9 protein-coding genes are annotated in these 17,906 nt (G+C 41.7%); 7 read left to right on the top strand and 2 right to left on the bottom strand.

The window, feature by feature from the left end; genetic code table 11:
* The first annotated feature begins 3 nt into the window (after window positions 1–3).
* From BSO02S_RS12335 to BSO02S_RS12355, 5 genes are all read left to right on the top strand, one after another.
* On the top strand, window positions 4–1,320 hold the full coding sequence (locus BSO02S_RS12335; protein WP_066067255.1) for a cyanophycinase: 1,317 nt from the start codon (window positions 4–6) through the stop codon (window positions 1,318–1,320).
* A 181-nt stretch (window positions 1,321–1,501) separates the two neighbouring features.
* Window positions 1,502–2,437 (top strand): HPr(Ser) kinase/phosphatase, encoded by a 936-nt coding sequence (gene hprK / locus BSO02S_RS12340; RefSeq protein ID WP_066067262.1) that lies wholly within the window; start codon window positions 1,502–1,504, stop codon window positions 2,435–2,437.
* Window positions 2,438–2,639: 202 nt separating this feature from the next.
* A complete protein-coding gene (locus BSO02S_RS12345) occupies window positions 2,640–3,560 on the top strand; it encodes a ribose-phosphate diphosphokinase (RefSeq protein ID WP_066067344.1) in 921 nt (306 codons plus the stop codon).
* 138 nt (window positions 3,561–3,698) lie between these two features.
* A complete protein-coding gene (locus BSO02S_RS12350; RefSeq protein WP_066067349.1) occupies window positions 3,699–3,890 on the top strand; it encodes a hypothetical protein in 192 nt (63 codons plus the stop codon).
* 199 nt (window positions 3,891–4,089) lie between these two features.
* Window positions 4,090–6,069, top strand: coding sequence for a S9 family peptidase (locus BSO02S_RS12355; protein ID WP_066067265.1), 1,980 nt, complete (start codon window positions 4,090–4,092; stop codon window positions 6,067–6,069).
* 147 nt (window positions 6,070–6,216) lie between these two features.
* On the opposite strand, the gene BSO02S_RS12360 is transcribed toward BSO02S_RS12355, so the two are convergent.
* Together BSO02S_RS12360 and BSO02S_RS12365 are read right to left on the bottom strand one after the other, a co-directional pair.
* Window positions 6,217–7,704 (bottom strand): GGDEF domain-containing protein, encoded by a 1,488-nt coding sequence (locus tag BSO02S_RS12360; RefSeq protein ID WP_066067268.1) that lies wholly within the window; start codon window positions 7,702–7,704, stop codon window positions 6,217–6,219.
* 214 nt (window positions 7,705–7,918) lie between these two features.
* Entirely contained in the window at window positions 7,919–9,331 is a 1,413-nt protein-coding gene (locus BSO02S_RS12365) for a glycoside hydrolase family 18 protein (RefSeq protein ID WP_066067271.1), read from the bottom strand.
* Window positions 9,332–9,752: 421 nt separating this feature from the next.
* On the opposite strand from BSO02S_RS12365, the gene BSO02S_RS26350 reads away from it, so the two are divergent.
* Both BSO02S_RS26350 and BSO02S_RS12375 read left to right on the top strand, forming a co-directional pair.
* Window positions 9,753–13,211: a 5'-nucleotidase C-terminal domain-containing protein gene (locus BSO02S_RS26350; protein ID WP_235846913.1), complete on the top strand. Its 3,459-nt coding sequence runs from the start codon at window positions 9,753–9,755 to the stop codon at window positions 13,209–13,211.
* A 74-nt stretch (window positions 13,212–13,285) separates the two neighbouring features.
* A complete protein-coding gene (locus BSO02S_RS12375) occupies window positions 13,286–17,842 on the top strand; it encodes an endonuclease (RefSeq protein WP_066067275.1) in 4,557 nt (1,518 codons plus the stop codon).
* Window positions 17,843–17,906 lie beyond the last annotated feature (64 nt).

The raw sequence follows: 17,906 nt of genomic DNA on the forward strand, positions 1-17,906 counted from the left end.
AGGTTGAGAAAGTTACCCATTATTTTTATGCTGGTATTAACGATGTTTTCTATTACAATCTATTCATTTCAGGCGGGAGCAACTGAGAATAAGAAGGATTTAGCAAAGACAGCCCGGTCCGGTTCTCTCGTTATTGTAGGTGGGGCATTAAGTTCGGATAATGAGGCTGTTTATAAAAAATACTTAACGCTTGCCCAACAATATAAAGGTAAATCATTAAAAGATATTAAGATTGCGATTATTCCGGCTGCCAGCGCCGCACCTATTGAAAGTGCTGAAGCGTATAAAGACGATTTCGTCCGGTACGGCGTATCTGAAAAAAATATCTATACCGCGCCAATAGCATTAATGGATGACCCTTTAACAAAAGATGTGGACGAATCTACTTGGAAGAATAACGGAAACAGTACTGAAATCGCTGAAAAAATAGAAGAATATGATGCGATTTGGTTTGTCGGCGGTGATCAATTACGTCATATAAAAACATTAGTGACTGCGGACGGGAAAGATACCGTCGTGCTTCAAGCCATTAGAAAAATATATGATAACGGAGCGGTCCTTGGTGGATCAAGTGCAGGAGCTGCAGTTATGAGTAATCCGATGATAGCTTCCGGAACGAGTGTAGGTGCATTAACTGAAGGTGTTCATATTCTAAAGAACTTTGACCAGGACACAGGTGACGATCAACTTTTTCTAACAACAGGTTTGGGCTTCTTTACACACGGAATAGTGGACCAGCATTTTCTGGAAAGAGGCCGTTTTGGACGATTGCTTGTCGCAACACAATATAACAAAACACGTTATGGATTTGGAATTGATGAAAATTCTGCACTGGTTTATACAAGAGCAGACGAAAATATTGAGGTCGTTGGTGCAAGTGGATTATTAATAGTAGATTTGCAAGGGGCGACGACACCAAAAGGTAAACGCTTTGCCATGAACAATGTTACGATGCACTATTTAGAAAAAGGGGATCGGTTCAATGTAATGGATGGGACGTTCAAGCTTAATAAGCTGCACGTGACGACAAAAGGGATCGAATATTACAGCAAAAATCCAATTGAGAAGGATATCTTTGGTTCGCAAGTATTAAAAAAGGTTTTGACTGAAGACCTAATAGATAATGAGGCATCAAAAGCGGAGGCGCTTTGGTTTGACATGGACGATGAGAAAAAAGGAAAGGGGTTCCGCTTTACTTTTAGAAAAACAAATAAAACAGAAGGGTTTTGGGGAAGAATTGATAAGGTCGGATCTTATTCTGCTTTAAATGTTCAGATGGATGTTGAACCGATTTCGATTAAAATTTCGGTAGATAAATAACGTTCGAGGACTCTAATCCGTAAATCCATGGATTAGAGTTTTTTTTGAAAAAATGTCCACCACGTTACATTCAGGACACATACATATCTGTATGGAAATAGTTACCCTTACAAGGATGACACTTCCATTATTCTCAAGTATAATTCAACTATATAAAGGCGATAAGGGCGGTGAGTATAGGGTGAAAAAGATAACAGTTGAAAACTTAGTTCAAAAGTTTTCATTGAAGGTAGTAGCCGGTGAAGGTCGACTGCAGAAAATGATTACACAATCACGGGTACATCGTCCGGGCCTGGAATTCGTTGGCCACTTTGATTTTTTTCCGACAGAACGAGTGCAAATTTTAGGAAAAAAGGAAATTACCTATTTACATAAGTTAAGTCATGAGGAACGTAAGATACGAATCGGAAATATTGTCCATTATCACCCGCCATGTTTTATCGTAACGGCCGGCGCGGAAGGACTAACCTATTTAACCCACCATTGTATTGAGCAGGGAATACCTCTGTTACTAACAAATAAGCCCGAGACAACTTCAGAGTTTATTACAAAATTGGATGCGTATTTGGTGAAGGAATTAGCACCGGAAATTGCTGTGCATGGAGTTTGTATGAATGTGTCTGGCATTGGGATCCTGATTCGCGGTAATTCGGGGGTAGGGAAAAGCGAGACGGCGCACACGTTAATTCGCCGGGGACACCGGCTGGTGGCTGATGATATCATTATCCTAAAGAAGCTTAGTCCGCAAACCATTCTGGGTACTCATGATGAGAAGACCAAGGAGTTTTTGGCTCTTCGCAGTATTGGGTTGTTGAATGTGGTTCGTTTATACGGACGCAAGGCTTTTCAAGATGAAACTCGAATTGCACTTGATATTCAATTGACGAAGTGGGAAAAAGATGCCTTGTATAATGATTTGGACCAGGAATTTCACTATACAGACTATATGGGTGTGAAGATTCCATCAATGGAAATCCAACTCCAGCCTGGGCGTGATGTGGCGGGGTTAATTGAGGCCGCAGCAAATAACTGGTATTTGAAGCAGCAAGGATACAGCGCAGCAGAAGAGTTCATGAGCAGGATTGAGGCGGATATTACAAGTTCAGGTATGAAATAACTATTTAGGTAATAGTTAGCAAGGGATCCTTACTTATTGTTGATATAGCACCTATTAACTAGGCTTATTGAAGCACGTTCCACCACAAAAGTTGATATTAGAGTATCTAGTTATGGTAAAATAGTGTGAACGGACATTGGTTCAAATCCTGAATACAGCTGGAGGACTAACAGTGGCTTATCAACTGAAAGATTGTTTTAAAATGTTTACGTTAAATGCAAATCGCAAGCTGGCAGCAGAGATGGCGCAGCTTTTGGGATGTGAGTTGGGAAAATGCTCGGTTTCTCGGTTTAGTGATGGGGAAATCCACATGAATATAGAAGAAAGTGTTCGTGGGAGTGAGGTTTACGTAGTTCAATCGACCTCACAGCCTGGAAATGAGTATATTATGGAGCTGCTCATCATGATTGATGCCTTGAAAAGGGCTTCAGCTAGACGGATTAATGTCGTCATCCCATATTATGGGTACGCAAGGCAAGACCGTAAAGCGCGTTCCCGGGAACCAATTACAGCCAAACTAATTGCGGACCTTTTAGAAAAAGCGGGAGCAACGAGAGTGGTTACAATGGACCTTCATGCTCCGCAAATTCAAGGCTTTTTTGATATACCGGTTGATCAGCTGCTAGGTGTGCCCATTCTTTCACAGTATTTTGAGAATAAAGGGTTAGAAGATATTGTTGTTGTAGCCCCAGATAATGGCGGGGTTGTCAGAGCGAGAAAAATGGCGAACCGCTTAGATGCGCCGATTGCCCTTATCGATAAACGACGCCCTGAAGCAAATGTCGCAGAAATTATGAATATCGTCGGAAATATCGAGGGGAAAAATGCAATTATTATTGATGATTTAATCGACACCGCCGGAACGATTACCTTGGCGGCCAATGCTTTAATTGAAAAAGGGGCAAAAGCAGTGTATGCCTGCTGCACGCACCCGGTTCTATCTGGTTTGGCGATTAGCCGAATCGAAGCATCACCGATTAAAGAGTTAGTCGTAACTAATACCATTGAGCTGCCGGAAGAGAAATTGATCAATAAGATTACCACATTATCGGTAGCACCATTGCTTGTCGAAGCAATTAATCGGATTCATAATGAAAAAGCAGTAAGTCCTTTATTTGAATAAATTGATTGAAGCCAGCTACGTCTAGGTAGTTGGCTAATTCTATATAAACAGTCTATGGAAAAATTATTTCATTGTAAATAATAGGATTCATGCTATGCTTGGGAGATAGATTTGGTTCTGAAGGGAGTTAACTATCTTATGAAATACATGAAATCGCAAATGCAACAGCTGATCAAAGACAATAAAGAATTGCATACTCGCTTAAAAGAGCTTAAAGTAGAACACGGCCTTGAGAAAAACACGGCCCTTAAGGCTTTGTACCATTCAGAAGTTGCTGACGGTGGAAAGTACCAGCTAGCGTACCAAGCACTTGACTTACCCAAAAAGTAAGTCATTTTTTAATGGAAAAACAATCTTCGACAAACTTCGGGGCGTGCCAGGCACCACTCAGTTCGACAAACTTCGGGGCGTGCCAGGCACCACTCAGTTCGACAAATTTCGGGCGGTGCCAGGCACCGTTTAGCAGGAAAACTATTTCTAGTGTCGAAATAATTAAGAGTACTAATTATTAGAACTGGAGGTATTGATGATGGCAGCAAAAAGAGGGATGGAGTCGGCAGATTTATTTCAATTGAAATCGGTGGTGAACCCACAGTTTTCCCCTGACGGAAAGTCATTTGTTTATGTGCAAACAACGATTGATAAAGAGGCGGATGAGTATCAAGCCCATTTATTTTACCAGACACTTGAAAAGGACGGGCAGCCGGTCCAATGGACGTTTGGAAAAGGGAGAAATCATGCACCAAGATGGTCGCCGGATGGAACAGAGCTCGCTTTTCTATCGAATCGGAGCGGTAAAAACCAGATTTATCTTTTAAACGTAAACGGAGGCGAGGCTAGGCAAGTCACGTTTCTGCCAAGCGGAGTCAGCAATCCGGTTTGGTCTCCGGATGGAACGAAGCTGGCGTTCACCACCTCATTAAAATCCACTGGTACCATTTTTGACAAAGAGGAAGAAAAAAAGCAAGCGAAGCCGGTGCCGCTTGAAGTGACGAAAATGAGGTATAAATCGGATTCCGCCGGCTTTTGGCAGGGAGATTTCAAGCAAATTGCGATGGTCGATGTGTTAAGCGGGGAATTAACACAACTTACCGATGGTGAGTATGATGTGAATCTCTATTGTTGGTCACCAGATGGGAAGAATCTCGCAGTCGGTGCCGACTTATCAGAAGATGCTGATTTGTCGTTTACATATGATGTTTATTTTTTAAATGTAGAGTCGAAAGAATTTACCCCTGTAACGGATGGAAGCGGCTATTTTGGAAACGTGTCCTGGTCGCCAGACGGGAACTATCTGGGTATGTTTGGGCATGGGCGTGAATTTGAGAATGCAACACAGCCCAAAATCTGGCTTTATGAAGTCCATACGGGGAAATTCTCATGTTTAACATCCGATTGGGATGTTGCCGTGGGTGATTATATGGTTGGGGATTTCCAGCAGGGAGCGGCCTCGCCTGGATTATTGTGGACGAGTAATAGCCAAGGCTTCTATTTTCTTGCATCAGAACAGGGAAATACGAATATTTACTATGGCAGTGTGACTGGCAAAATTGAGCCGGTGTATGTTGGCGAGCAGCATGTGTATGGGTTATCGCTTCATTCGGAATCGGGCAGGGCGCTCGTGGCAATCAGTACTCCAACGGAAATTGGTGATTTGTACTTGTTACCACTAATAGGGAACCCTTCGCTTGAAAAACTTACCCATGCAAATAAGTTAATGGATATGGTTCTTTCCAAGCCTGAACCAATTGAATTTGAAGGCGCAAAAGGCCAGACAATTCACGGCTGGCTGATGAAGCCGGTTGGTTTTGAGGCCGGAAAAAAATACCCGTTACTCCTAGAAATCCATGGCGGTCCGCATGCGATGTACGGAAATACCTATATGAATGAGTTTCAAATTTTGGCGGCACAAGGGTATGCGGTCTTGTACGTGAATCCAAGGGGCAGCCATGGTTATGGCCAGGAATTCGTCAACGCCGTTCGCGGCGATTACGGCGGCGGTGATTATCAAGATTTGATGCTGGCCGTTGATTATGTTTTAGAAAAATATGAGTTCATTGATGAAAGTCGACTGGGAGTGACGGGCGGAAGCTATGGCGGCTTCATGACAAACTGGATTGTCGGCCATACGAACCGCTTTAAGGCAGCAGTGACCCAGCGGTCCATTTCGAACTGGATTAGTTTTTATGGCGTCAGTGATATCGGCTATTATTTCACGGAGTGGCAGATAGCAGCGGATTTAAGTGATCTCCCAACGCTTTGGAAACATTCACCGCTTGCCTATGTTGAAAAGGTAGAAACACCGTTGTTGATTCTGCACAGTGAAAAGGACTTCCGCTGCCCAATTGAGCAGGCCGAGCAATTATTTATTGCTTTGAAAAGATTAGGAAAGCAAGCGAAGTTTGTCCGCTTCCCCGAGGAAAATCATGAGTTGTCTAGGAGTGGGAGGCCAAGCCTGCGTATAGGCCGCTTGAATTACATTGGGAACTGGTTTCAGGAAAAGATTTAATAAAGAAAAGGCCGTAATCTTTAAGGTTGAGATTACGGCCTTTTTATTTGAGGGATATAGAAGCTACTATTCTTGAGTAAAACATCTTTCCGCCAGTAAACTTAGACTATCCGCCAGTAAAACTGTCTTATTGCCAATAACGGCACCTTATCCCAGGGGTGTCAGCTGATCAGTGTGTTTTGTTTTATAAATATGCTTATTCTTATACATGTCTTGGTCCGCCAGTTCAAATATTTCCTCCAGCGTAATAGGAGTATCGGATTTATAGTGGTAACATCCATAGCTTGCCGAGAGCTTGTAAGGCTTTTGGTTGATCTCATTGATGGACTGGAATTCCATTCTAATGTTGTCCCACACCAGCTCGACGTCTTCCATTTGCTTATTAAAAAAGACAATAATGAACTCATCCCCGCCAAAGCGGAAGAGACAATCGTTGAGATCAATATGTTGGTTCATGGTCGCACAGCATGTCTTGATTAGGTCATCGCCAATGGAATGACCGTAGCGATCGTTCACTTTTTTTAAATTGTTAATGTCAATAAACATGAGAATAAATTGTTGCGCATGCGTCCCAAGTGACAAATGCTTGCGCAACAGCTCGATGCCACTTCTTCGATTCATAACCCCTGTCAGTGCATCCAGCGAAGCGTGCTTCGATAGCTCAACTTCCTTTTCTTTCATCGCGGTAATGTCCGTTGTCCCAATTAATAGACAGCTTTCGTCCAAGTAATCCACTAACTCGAAATGAAGCATCGACCATTTTCGTAGATTAGGCGAGATTTGTTGCGCCGTTACATAGTTTTTCAGGACTTTCTGCTCTTCTAGCCTGCTTAAAATATCTGCTTTTTCCTCAGGATTGTTATAAAGGAAACTGGTATTCATTTGTGCGATGTCTTTTTCTTCGAGCTGATAGTAGGCGATTGCCTGATGATTCATGAGCAGGATTTCATCGTTCGAAAGTTTTGTCAGGATTAACGGATTTGGATTCAGATGAAATAATCTTCGAAAACTTTCCTCATTCCTGCTTAGTTTCATTTTGTTTGAAAAATCATTTTTACGAAATGTATAGAAAATTACGGCTATCATAAAAGAAATCACAGCAGTACCTGTCGAATTAATAAGCTTGATTAACAGCGAAAAATCATTTTGTTCAATAAGGATTAAACCTGTAACAAAAAATCCATGGATACCGATAATTGGAATTAATAGTTTTCTAGGCTGAATCGGGATGACCACAGCAACCCCAAATAAAATAATAAGATAGACGTAAATATTTCCGGTAAACAATTGACTATTGATGGAAGAGACTGCCCCCAACAATAAATATAACAAGATATAGCAATTAACGACAAAACTCTTGGATCCCTTCTTGGTGCGATAGATGAACATAAAAAGGAGGGAGATGACAAGGCCTGTTATGTGCACAGCCGCAAGCACCCATTTATAAGTGGGGTGATTTAAGTTTTTTAATAGAAAAAAGTCAACGACGAAAAAAGCAGGGTAGGTGAAAATCAGCATATATGAAACGAGTTTCAGTCTCTCAAACAAAACGTTGTAATTATACTGTGTAAACTCGCTCATGGAAGTGGAATTCTGTCCATTGCCATTTGGAAGATTTGTCCGGAATACCCTCATGTCAATCACCCTTTGATCCGTTTGTCCCCAGTAGTTTAGCATAGATTTTGATGCCTGTCATGGTGCCTGACACCACTATAATGTCACGGCTGGTGCCAGGCACCATGCTTTCGAATTTTGTTGAACATTGTGCCAAATGGTGCCACGCCATGATGATTTGAAAAAAAGAAGTTCAACGCTTTTTAAGGCATTGCACTTCTTTTTTTCAACATCGTTATTTTCGTTTTTTTATCGTAAAATTATCATCCAACAATGCCCAGTTCTGCGGGTATGGATAGCCTAATGCCCAGTAACTGACACCACGGAGGTTATATTGTTTGACCATATCAAACTTCGCTTGAGCACTTCGGGCATCTTCAAACCAAACTTCATGACCGCGGCCCTGTTCATCTGTGTAGCGGAAAAATGGAGATTGAGTTGTTGTATCATATTGAATGGAAGCTCCGTATTTTACCGCCCGTCTTACCGCTTCTTGCGGGCTAAATGTCTCGGCCTCCTGGCCCTGAACATGAGGGGTCAGCCAATCCCTTGCGTAAATTTGGAACCCTAAAAATATTTTTTCAGGCGGCATAACCGAGAGGGCATATTCGACAACCTTTCTCATTTGATTGATTGGAGAGATGGCTTGGGGCGGTCCAAGCCGGTACCCCCATTCATACGTCATAAGCACTACGAAATCGGCAATTCTTCCATGTGCCTCATAATCATGTGCCTCATACAACAGCCCGCCTTGAGTAGCGCTCACTTTTGGTGCAAGGGCAGTGGAGACAAAATACCCTTTTGGATGCAAACGGTCAACAGCCAGTTGAAGAAACTGATTATAAAATTCACGATCAGCTGGTAACACATTTTCAAAATCAGTATTTAAGCCTTTATATCCTTTAGTATCCATTACCTGTAGAACGTTTGTGAGGATCTTTTCCCGTATTTCCGGGCTGGACAAAATGAGATGAGCCACATTTGATCCTGCTTGAGTGGAAGTGAAATTGGTAATCGACATCATTGGTACGGCGTTTTTAGCTAAGGCTGCGCCAATCATTAATGTATCTTTAATCGGACTTAATGTTCCATCTTCCATGACTTTATAGGCAAATGGACTGAAATAAGTGAGCAGATGACCAATGTCATTAATGGATTTGGCTCCATCTTCATCAGTTTGATACGTGTAGGCATTTACTTCAATGGCTGGTTTTGCTCTTGGGATGACCAGCTGCATCCCGGTGTTGATTTGGTTTGGATTTACTAGTTGATTTTCACTAACGATTGCCTGAACAGTGGTACCATACTGGAGAGCAATTTTCGATAAAGCTTCACCGCTTTTAACCATATGCGTTAAAGCTGGAATAAATAGAGTTGTACCGGGATATAAAAGGTTTGGGTTGGTCATGGGGTTTGCTTGGGTAATCGCCGAAATCGCCACACCATATTTTTGTGCGATTGACCATAATGTATCCCCGTATTTAATTTGGTGAGTTGTACCGGGTTTGGGAACCACTAACGATTGCCCGACCACCAACTGATTGGGATTTGGTAACGCATTTATTTGCACAATTTCATTCATATTCACACGATAACGACTCGCAATTTGCCACAATGTCTCTCCCCTGCTTACAACATGGATAATCATCCGTATCTTCTCCTAGGCAATTTTTTCAATAATGTACTATATTCAGCTATGGATGAAGCGTGCGACGGTGACCGCTACGGTGACAGGCACCACCCGAAATTTGTCGAAATATGTATTTCTTAACTTGCTAGATTAGGAGAAACGACCCAAAGGCGAGGGATTAATGAAACGGTTTCTCATCTAATATATGGGTATTTTATCTATTTTATTTATTTATATATAGGTCATTAGACCTAAAATAAATAAATATTGTGTAAATATTAAATAGATTAATTGAAACATGTAGAATTACGGCGAAATAAGTTATAAACTAAAATAGTAATCTATAACATCTGGAAAGTGAGGGGTGAGTTGGAAGAATTGGAATTCTTCATGTTGGCAGTAAGTGTTAAACATTCTTAATTTTGGAGGGAATTCATCCGTGACTAAAAGTTTAAACAGATCTAAAAAGTGGATCAGCCTGGTATTGACAGCCATTATGCTGTTAGCGATGGTGGTACCGCTCAATGTAAGCGCGGCCACCGAGTCAGTGTCTTTGGCGAAGTGGGATTTTAATAAAGGTAATCTCGAAGCAACATCCGGACTAGATGCAAACGTAGGCAAAACATTGTCTATAACGGGTGCGAAACTTGAAGCAGCCTATGTGGGGGGACCTGGTGCATTTAAAGTCCCTAGCTCTACAACATGGACAGTGAATCCTTCATTTTGGAAGGTGTCCATATCAACAAAGGGCTATCAAAATATAACTCTATCATCAAAACAATATGGTTCTGGTACGGGACCAAAAGATTTCAAAGTTCAATATAGTTTAGACGATTCCACTTGGGTGGATGTTCCAGGTGCTGCTGTAACGGTTGCAGGTAACTGGACTAGTGGAGTTTTAGCAAATGTAGCATTACCGAAAGAAACAAATGATAAAGACTTAGTCCAAGTAAGATGGATTAAAAGCTCAGAAACTTCGATCAGTGGAGGTACAGTTGCAGCTGGCGGGACGGACCGCATGGGTGAAATCGAGTTTAAAGCCGAAGCAGCAGCACCTCAAGAACCGCAGCCGGATCCAAATGCAGTACCTGGAAAAGGAACGCTGGTAGCGGGCGATGAGCCTCTAGCAAACATAACATTTAGCTTTATGAATACTACTACAAACCAATGGCATGACTATACATCTGATAAAAATGGTGTGTTTACTCACAATCTAGCAGATGGTACTTACAAAGTAGAAGGAATTTGGGTTGCACCTACATGGTATCCACTTGGAAAAACCATTACGATTAAAAATGGATTAGTAGATGGATTACATGAATTAACAATTGATGCACTCAATCCAGCTGAAGGAACTTGGAATGTAACTGGATTTGTTAAAAATGGTGCACAAGCATTAGCACAGCTTCCATTTAGTGTACATAGTACAGATGGAAAATGGTATGATGCTACAACTGATAAAAATGGTAAATTCAACTTTAAGTTAGCTGATGGAAGCTACCAAGTAGATGGTATTTGGGATGCTGCAGCTGGAAAATGGTATGTGCTCAATCAAGCGTTCACAATGAAGGACGGAAAACTTGAAGGGGCAACTGAATTAAAAATTGATATTGCTGGCGTTTTCAATGTGACTGGAAAACTAACTAAAGGAACATCAGCATTAAGTAATACTGTTTTCAGTCTCCACACAAAATCTGGCGAAGTGAATTGGTATGACGCTAAAACAGATACAAACGGAAACTTTGAATTAAGAATGCCAAATGGCTCTTACACTATTGATGGGATTTGGGATAGTGCCGCAGGCAAATGGTACGAGCTTAAAAAAGACTTTACAGTTACTGGATCATTACAATTAAACATTGACATTCTTAAAGATGGAACTGGCGTCATTTCACCGAACGTAACCGGTGTATTAAAGAAGGGTAACGAAGCGCTAGCTAACGTTACATTCAGTGTTCGCACTGCTGATAAAGAAAAATGGTATGACATCAAAACAGATACAAATGGTATTTACAGCACAACATTACCAAACGGAAGCTATGTGCTGGAGGGTATTTGGCTTAGCACGGAAGGTAAATGGTACGAATTAAATAAAGAATTTACCGTAAATGGTACAAAAGAATTCAATATCGATGTATTAGCAGGACAAGCTAACGAGAAATTTACCCTGAATGTTATGCATTCTAACGACACACACGCAAACGTGGATAATGCGACGAATAATATTAACGTGGCGAAAAAAATGACCGCGATTAAGTCTGTTCGTGCAGAAAAACCGGAGTCATTATTACTCGATGCAGGTGATGTGTTCTCAGGAACATTGTATTTCAATGAATTTAAAGGTTTAGCAGATTTAGAGTTTATGAATTTAGCTGGCTATGATGCGATGACTTTTGGAAACCACGAGTTTGATGAGGGTACTAAAGTGTTATCTAACTTTGTCAAAGAGGCTTCTTTCCCATTTGTCAGCGCAAACGTTGACTTTACAAACGATGCTAATTTGAAATCCCGCTACCATAAGGATGTTACAACGGACAACCCTAAAGGCGGAGAAATTTATAACGGCATTATCAAAGTTGTAAATGGTGAAAAAATCGGTATCTTTGGCTTAACAACAGCTGAAACACCAACAATCTCAAGTCCTGGAGATGGCGTTGATTTCAAAAATTATCTCGAGGAAGCACGAAAATCTGTTGCTTCACTAGAAGCACAAGGCGTTAACAAAATCATTGCCCTTACACATATTGGTTTTGATGACTCTGTTGTATGGGACAATGACTTGGAACTAGCGAAACAAGTTGAAGGTATTGACGTCATCGTTGGCGGACACTCCCACACTAAACTTGATGCACCTGTGTTTGATAAAACGGGCGATGAACCAACAGTTATCGTTCAAGCAAATGAATACAACAAGTTCTTAGGAACTTTAGATGTAACTTTTGACGCAGCAGGTAAAGTAATCGTTCCAGAAACAACTGGAAAACTACTTGACATTAGCAAGTATTCAGAAGATGCAGCTACACTGCAAATTCTAAACACAAAATACAAGCCAGCTGTTCAGGTAAAGGAAAATACAGTTGTTGGGACAGCAGCGGTTGCCTTAGAAGGTGGAAATCCTTTAGCACGTACAAGAGAAACAAACCTTGGTAACTTCATTACTGACGGTATGCTTGCAAAAGCTCAATCTATCAACCCTGACACTTTAATTTCCGTTCAAAATGGCGGTGGAATTCGTGTCACTCTTCCTGCTGGTAACATTACAGTAGCTGATGTATTCAAGGTTCTTCCATTCGGAAATACTTTGGGCATTATGGATTTAAAAGGCAGTGAAATTAAAGAGGCTCTTGAATACAGCGTGAAGGATGCTCCTGCTACTGCATTTGGCGGCTTCTTACATGTATCTGGTATGAAATTCACGTATGACAGCTCAAAACCAGCTGGTCAAAAAATTCAAACCATTGAAGTGAAGGGTAAGGATGGAAGCTATACAGCCTTAGATCTTACTAAACACTACTTTGTGGCAACAAACGTCTTTACAGCTAAAGGCGGCGACGGCTTCACCATGTTCGAAAAAGCTTACAAAGAAGGCCGTGTAAGTGAGCCTGGGTATGTGGATTGGGAAATGTTTAACGACTATATCGCGGCACAACCAAACAAAACGGTTAATGCTCAGGTGGAAGGTCGTATCGTAAACGTAGTTCCACAAGTAGTTCCTGCAGCAACATTCAGCGGTACAGCAGCAAATCCGAAGGTTTATAACGGAAATGTTGTTGTCGATGTAACTGGTGTTACAAAGCTTGAATACGCAACGGTAAAGGGCAACCTTACACTTAAAGGCAACACTGGTGTAGAACTATCCAACATCACAGTTGAAGGCGATACAAATTTCGAAGATTAAGTAATACTTGGCAAAGCTCCTTATGAAAGCTTAGGAGCTTTGCCTGACAAAACTAGCTAGCTATGGAGGTTAACATGAATTATAAGAGCAAGAAAAAGATATTCAATGTGACATTAATTTTTGCCTTACTATTTAGTCTGTTCGTTCCTTTTCAAAATGTTTCAAAAGCCGCAGAGGCTATTTCCGTTGCAGAAGCCATAGCAAAAAACGCTGCCGGTGGTAAAGCGACCGTTCAAGGTTATATTGTTGCCTTTGCAACAGGAAGCAATGCAATAACGCAAGACCCGTCAAAATTCTCATCTGATTTCAACTATTCCATCGCAGATTCACCTTCAGAAACAGATAAAGCAAAAATGCTTAATGTTCAGATTCCAACAAACTTTAGATCAACACACGGCTTACAGTCCAATCCGACGAATATTGGAAAAAAAGTTCTGATTTCTGGAGACTTATTAGCCTATAATTTAATGCCTGGATTAAAAAATGCGACAGCGATGGAATTCGTTAATGTAACGAATCCAACGAAAGTAAGTGAAGTAACAGCGACACCTGCAGCAGGTGCTGTGGCAGCTGGAACGACAGTTACTTTAGCGACAGCAACAGCGGATGCAAAAATCTACTATACTACTAATGGCACTGAGCCAACGGCGGCAAGCACTGAATATAAAGCTCCAATTAAAGTCGATGCAGCTGTAACAATCAAAGCGGTTGCCATCAAAGCTGGTTTAGATAACAGTGATGTTGCCACATTTGCTTATACCATTTTACAAGCAAATACCATTGCAGAAGTAAGAGCTATGGATCTGCAATCGAACGTGCAAACGAGCGGTGTCGTTACTGCTGTTATAGGAAGAGCGATTTACTTCCAAGATGCGACAGCGGGAATTGTTGCGTACACACCAACTGACAGCACAACGATTCAACCAGGGAATAAGATTACGGTATCAGGAAAATTAACAGAGTATTCAACCTTGCTTGAAATCGAAGCCAATCATGAAGATATCGTCGTAACGGGTACAGAGGCCGTTCCGACTGCTGAACTACTTAAAGCGGCTGATTTGCAAGAAAGCAAAGAAGCGAAACTTGTAAAAGTTAAAAATGTGACAGTCGGCGCATTCTCAGGTGGTAACTTTACTGCCACAGATGCTGATGGGACAAGCTTCCAAGTTCGCCCGGCAGATGCAGCATTGCTAACAACTGGCACAACCTATGAAGAAATTAGCGGAGTTCTTAGTGCATTCAACGGAGTGTACCAATTACTACCACGTAATGCAGGCGACATTATTCAAGACTCAAGTATTGTCCAATCTGTTGTTGCTACTCCGGGTTCGGGGATGGTGAAAGCAGGTACTGAGGTAACTTTAGCAACGGGAACAGCTGGTGCCGCCGTTCATTACACTATTGATGGCAGTGAACCAACTTCAGCTAGCCTAGTATATTCGCAGCCAATCGTGATTAACAAGGCAACAACAATTAAAGCAGTTGCGGTGAAAGCAGGAATGACAAATAGTCCTGTTGCCACATTTGCTTACGTGATTCAAGATGGAGCGATCCACATCTATGATATCCAAGGTAAATCGCATACATCCCCTTATAACGGCAAAACCGTAACAGATGTAGAGGGTGTTGTTACGTATATTGATGGAACTAGCCGCTTCTTCATCCAAGACCTTAATGGTGACGGTGATGACAGCACTTCAGATGGTATTCTAGTATTTAAATCAGCCCACGGTGTTTCCATTGGTGACGTCGTAAAGGTTACTGGTAAGGTAACAGAATATTACGGTGAAGGCTATGCTGAGAAATCTTCCACAGATTTAACGATAACAGAAATTGAAGCGACAACGATTACGAAAAATGGAAAAGCTCCACTTCCAGCACCAATCAAACTTGGCGTAGACCGCATTGCTCCACCGGAAATCATTGACAATGACCAATTTACTAAGTTTGATCCAGAAGAAGATGCGATTGATTTCTGGGAAAGCCTTGAAGGTATGTATGTACAAGTGGATGACGGAAAAGTCATTGCCCTTCAAAAAGATGGATTAGTTTGGGTTGTTCCTAGTACGTATCCAACCAACATTGAGCCAGGAGGATTACGAATTACAGCAACTAATACAAACCCAGACCGGATTGGTGTCGATGTAAGAAATGGTTCGACTGCCAATAAATCATACCGCGCAAAAATGGGCGACTATTATACGGGTGCGATTAAAGGTATTGTCAACTACGGTTACAGTAACTTTAAGGTGATGACCCAAGAACCAAGTCTTCCAAAATTAACAGAAACACCAATCGTTCGCGCTGCAACGAAAATTACACCAGCAGCTGACAAATTAACGATTGGAACGTATAACGTTGAGAACTTCTCAACCGTTACTCCAGATGATAAAGTAACAAAAATTGGTGATGCCATTGTTAACAAAATGAAAAGTCCTGACATTATCGGATTGAACGAAATCCAAGATAATAACGGTGAAACAGACAACGGCACAGTTGATGGTGCGCAAAGTGCGCAAAAGATTATTGACAAGGTTAAATCTCTTGGCGGACCAACATACGCTTACACAGAAGTAGTGCCGGTTAACAATCAAGATGGCGGTGCACCAGGCGGGAACATTCGAGTTGCCTTCCTATATAATAAAGACCGCGTTTCGTTAACAGCAGGTGCGCAAAAAGGAACATCGACACAAGCAGTTGGCTTTGAAAATGGTAAGTTGACATTAAACCCAGGACGTATTGATCCAACAAATTCTGCGTTTAATTCAAGCCGCAAGCCGCTTGCAGCTCAATTTGATTTCCAAGGGCAAAGCATCATTGTGGTGGCTAACCACTTCAACTCTAAAGGCGGCGACCAACCGTTATTCGGGAAAACGCAGCCACCAGTATTAAGCAGTGAAATTCAACGACATAAAATTGCAGCGATTGTTAATAACTTCGTTAAAAATGTGAAAGCAAAAGATGCAAACGCAAATGTTGTCTTACTAGGAGACTTCAATGATTTTGAATTCACTAAAACGATAGAGATTGCTAAAGGGAACGAAATGACCGACATGATTGACAAGGTGCCTGCTAATCAACGTTACAATTACTCATACCAAGGTAACGCGCAAGTATTAGACCAAGTCTTAGTTACGAACAATATGGTTCCGAATACAACAATCGACATTTTGCACATTAACTCTGGTTTCATGGATGTGCATGGTCGTGCAAGTGACCATGATCCAATACTCATTCAAACACAATTAAAAGCAGCAGGCGGGGAAGTTTTACCACCAGTTACACCGCCGGCAGGAACAAAGGCTTACAACTTAAACGGATTTAAAACGAAGAAATTAACGGTAAACAATGTAGGCGCTGATATTACCGTAAGCGCAGATTCTGTTATTACAGAAGGTATTGTGTTAACAGGTTCATATGCGAAGTTAAGTGGTGCTGGCTTAAAGAACACGGTCATCACGCTTAGCCCATCCGCACAGGGAGCTGTGATTGACCTTGGCGGCAATGAGGTAAAAGAAGTCGTCATTGCGAACGCGAATATCAGTCAAATCAGAGGCGTTGAAAAGGTTCAAAAGTGGACAGTGAAGGACGGTGTCGACACATCTAAAATCAAATTTGCAAATGTTGCTGGAGAAGTTATCAACTCTCCAGTAACGGCACCACAGGTAAATCAAGCACCTGTGGTTGCGACAGCATTGCCAAATGTGTCTGTTCAAGTCGGTTCACCAGTTTCCATTAATCTAACGAACCATTTTTCCGACCCAGATGGTGATCCATTAACGTACACATCGACTGCGGGCACTGTTCAAGGATCGACCTTAACGATTCCGACGGCAATCGAAGGAACTGTAAACGTAACAGTTACCGCAAATGACGGCACGAAAACAGTTAGTGCATCATTTACGGTAACAGTAACTGCTGCGGCTGGACCAGGGAACGATGTGGAAGCCTATTACCAGCCAGCAGCTGGAAAAACAGGGGCAGACCTAAAACTTGCCTTGCACAATATTATAAAAACACAAAAGAAATTAACGTATGCTGCAGTAACAGAGGCATTAAAGCAAACAGATGAAGATCCGAAAAATCCAAACAATGTTATCCTGCTTTACACTGGTCGTTCGCAAGCAAAAACGACGTTCGGATCTGGTGTAAACGACTGGAATCGTGAGCATGTTTGGGCAAAGTCTCATGGCAACTTTGGAACAAGTGTAGGACCTGGTACTGATATTCACCATTTACGTCCAACAGACGCATCTGTAAACAGCACACGCGGCCATTTAGATTTTGATAACGGTGGCAAACCTCAAGGTGAGTGTGAGGGATGTTTCTATGATAGTGATTCATTTGAGCCGCCTAATCGCGTCAAAGGTGACGTTGCTAGAATGCTCATGTATATGGATGTTCGTTATGAAGGCGATGGCGGCGAACTTAACCTTGAGCTAGCTGACAAGGTTAACACGTATCCAACACCATTCCACGGGAAAAAAGCTGTACTTCTTCAATGGAGCAAAATGGATCCACCAGATGCCTTTGAAAAGCACAGAAATGATGTGATTGAATCGATTCAAGGCAATCGCAATCCATTTATTGATCACCCTGAATGGGCAGAATCGATTTGGCCTGCAAGCTAACTTAAGAATAGTGAAAAAGCATCTGTTGACATAGCAGATGCTTTTTTACGCCGTGAGCGGTGCC

This window comes from Neobacillus soli NBRC 102451 (assembly GCF_001591665.1).
Lineage (GTDB): Bacteria > Bacillota > Bacilli > Bacillales > Cytobacillaceae > Neobacillus > Neobacillus soli.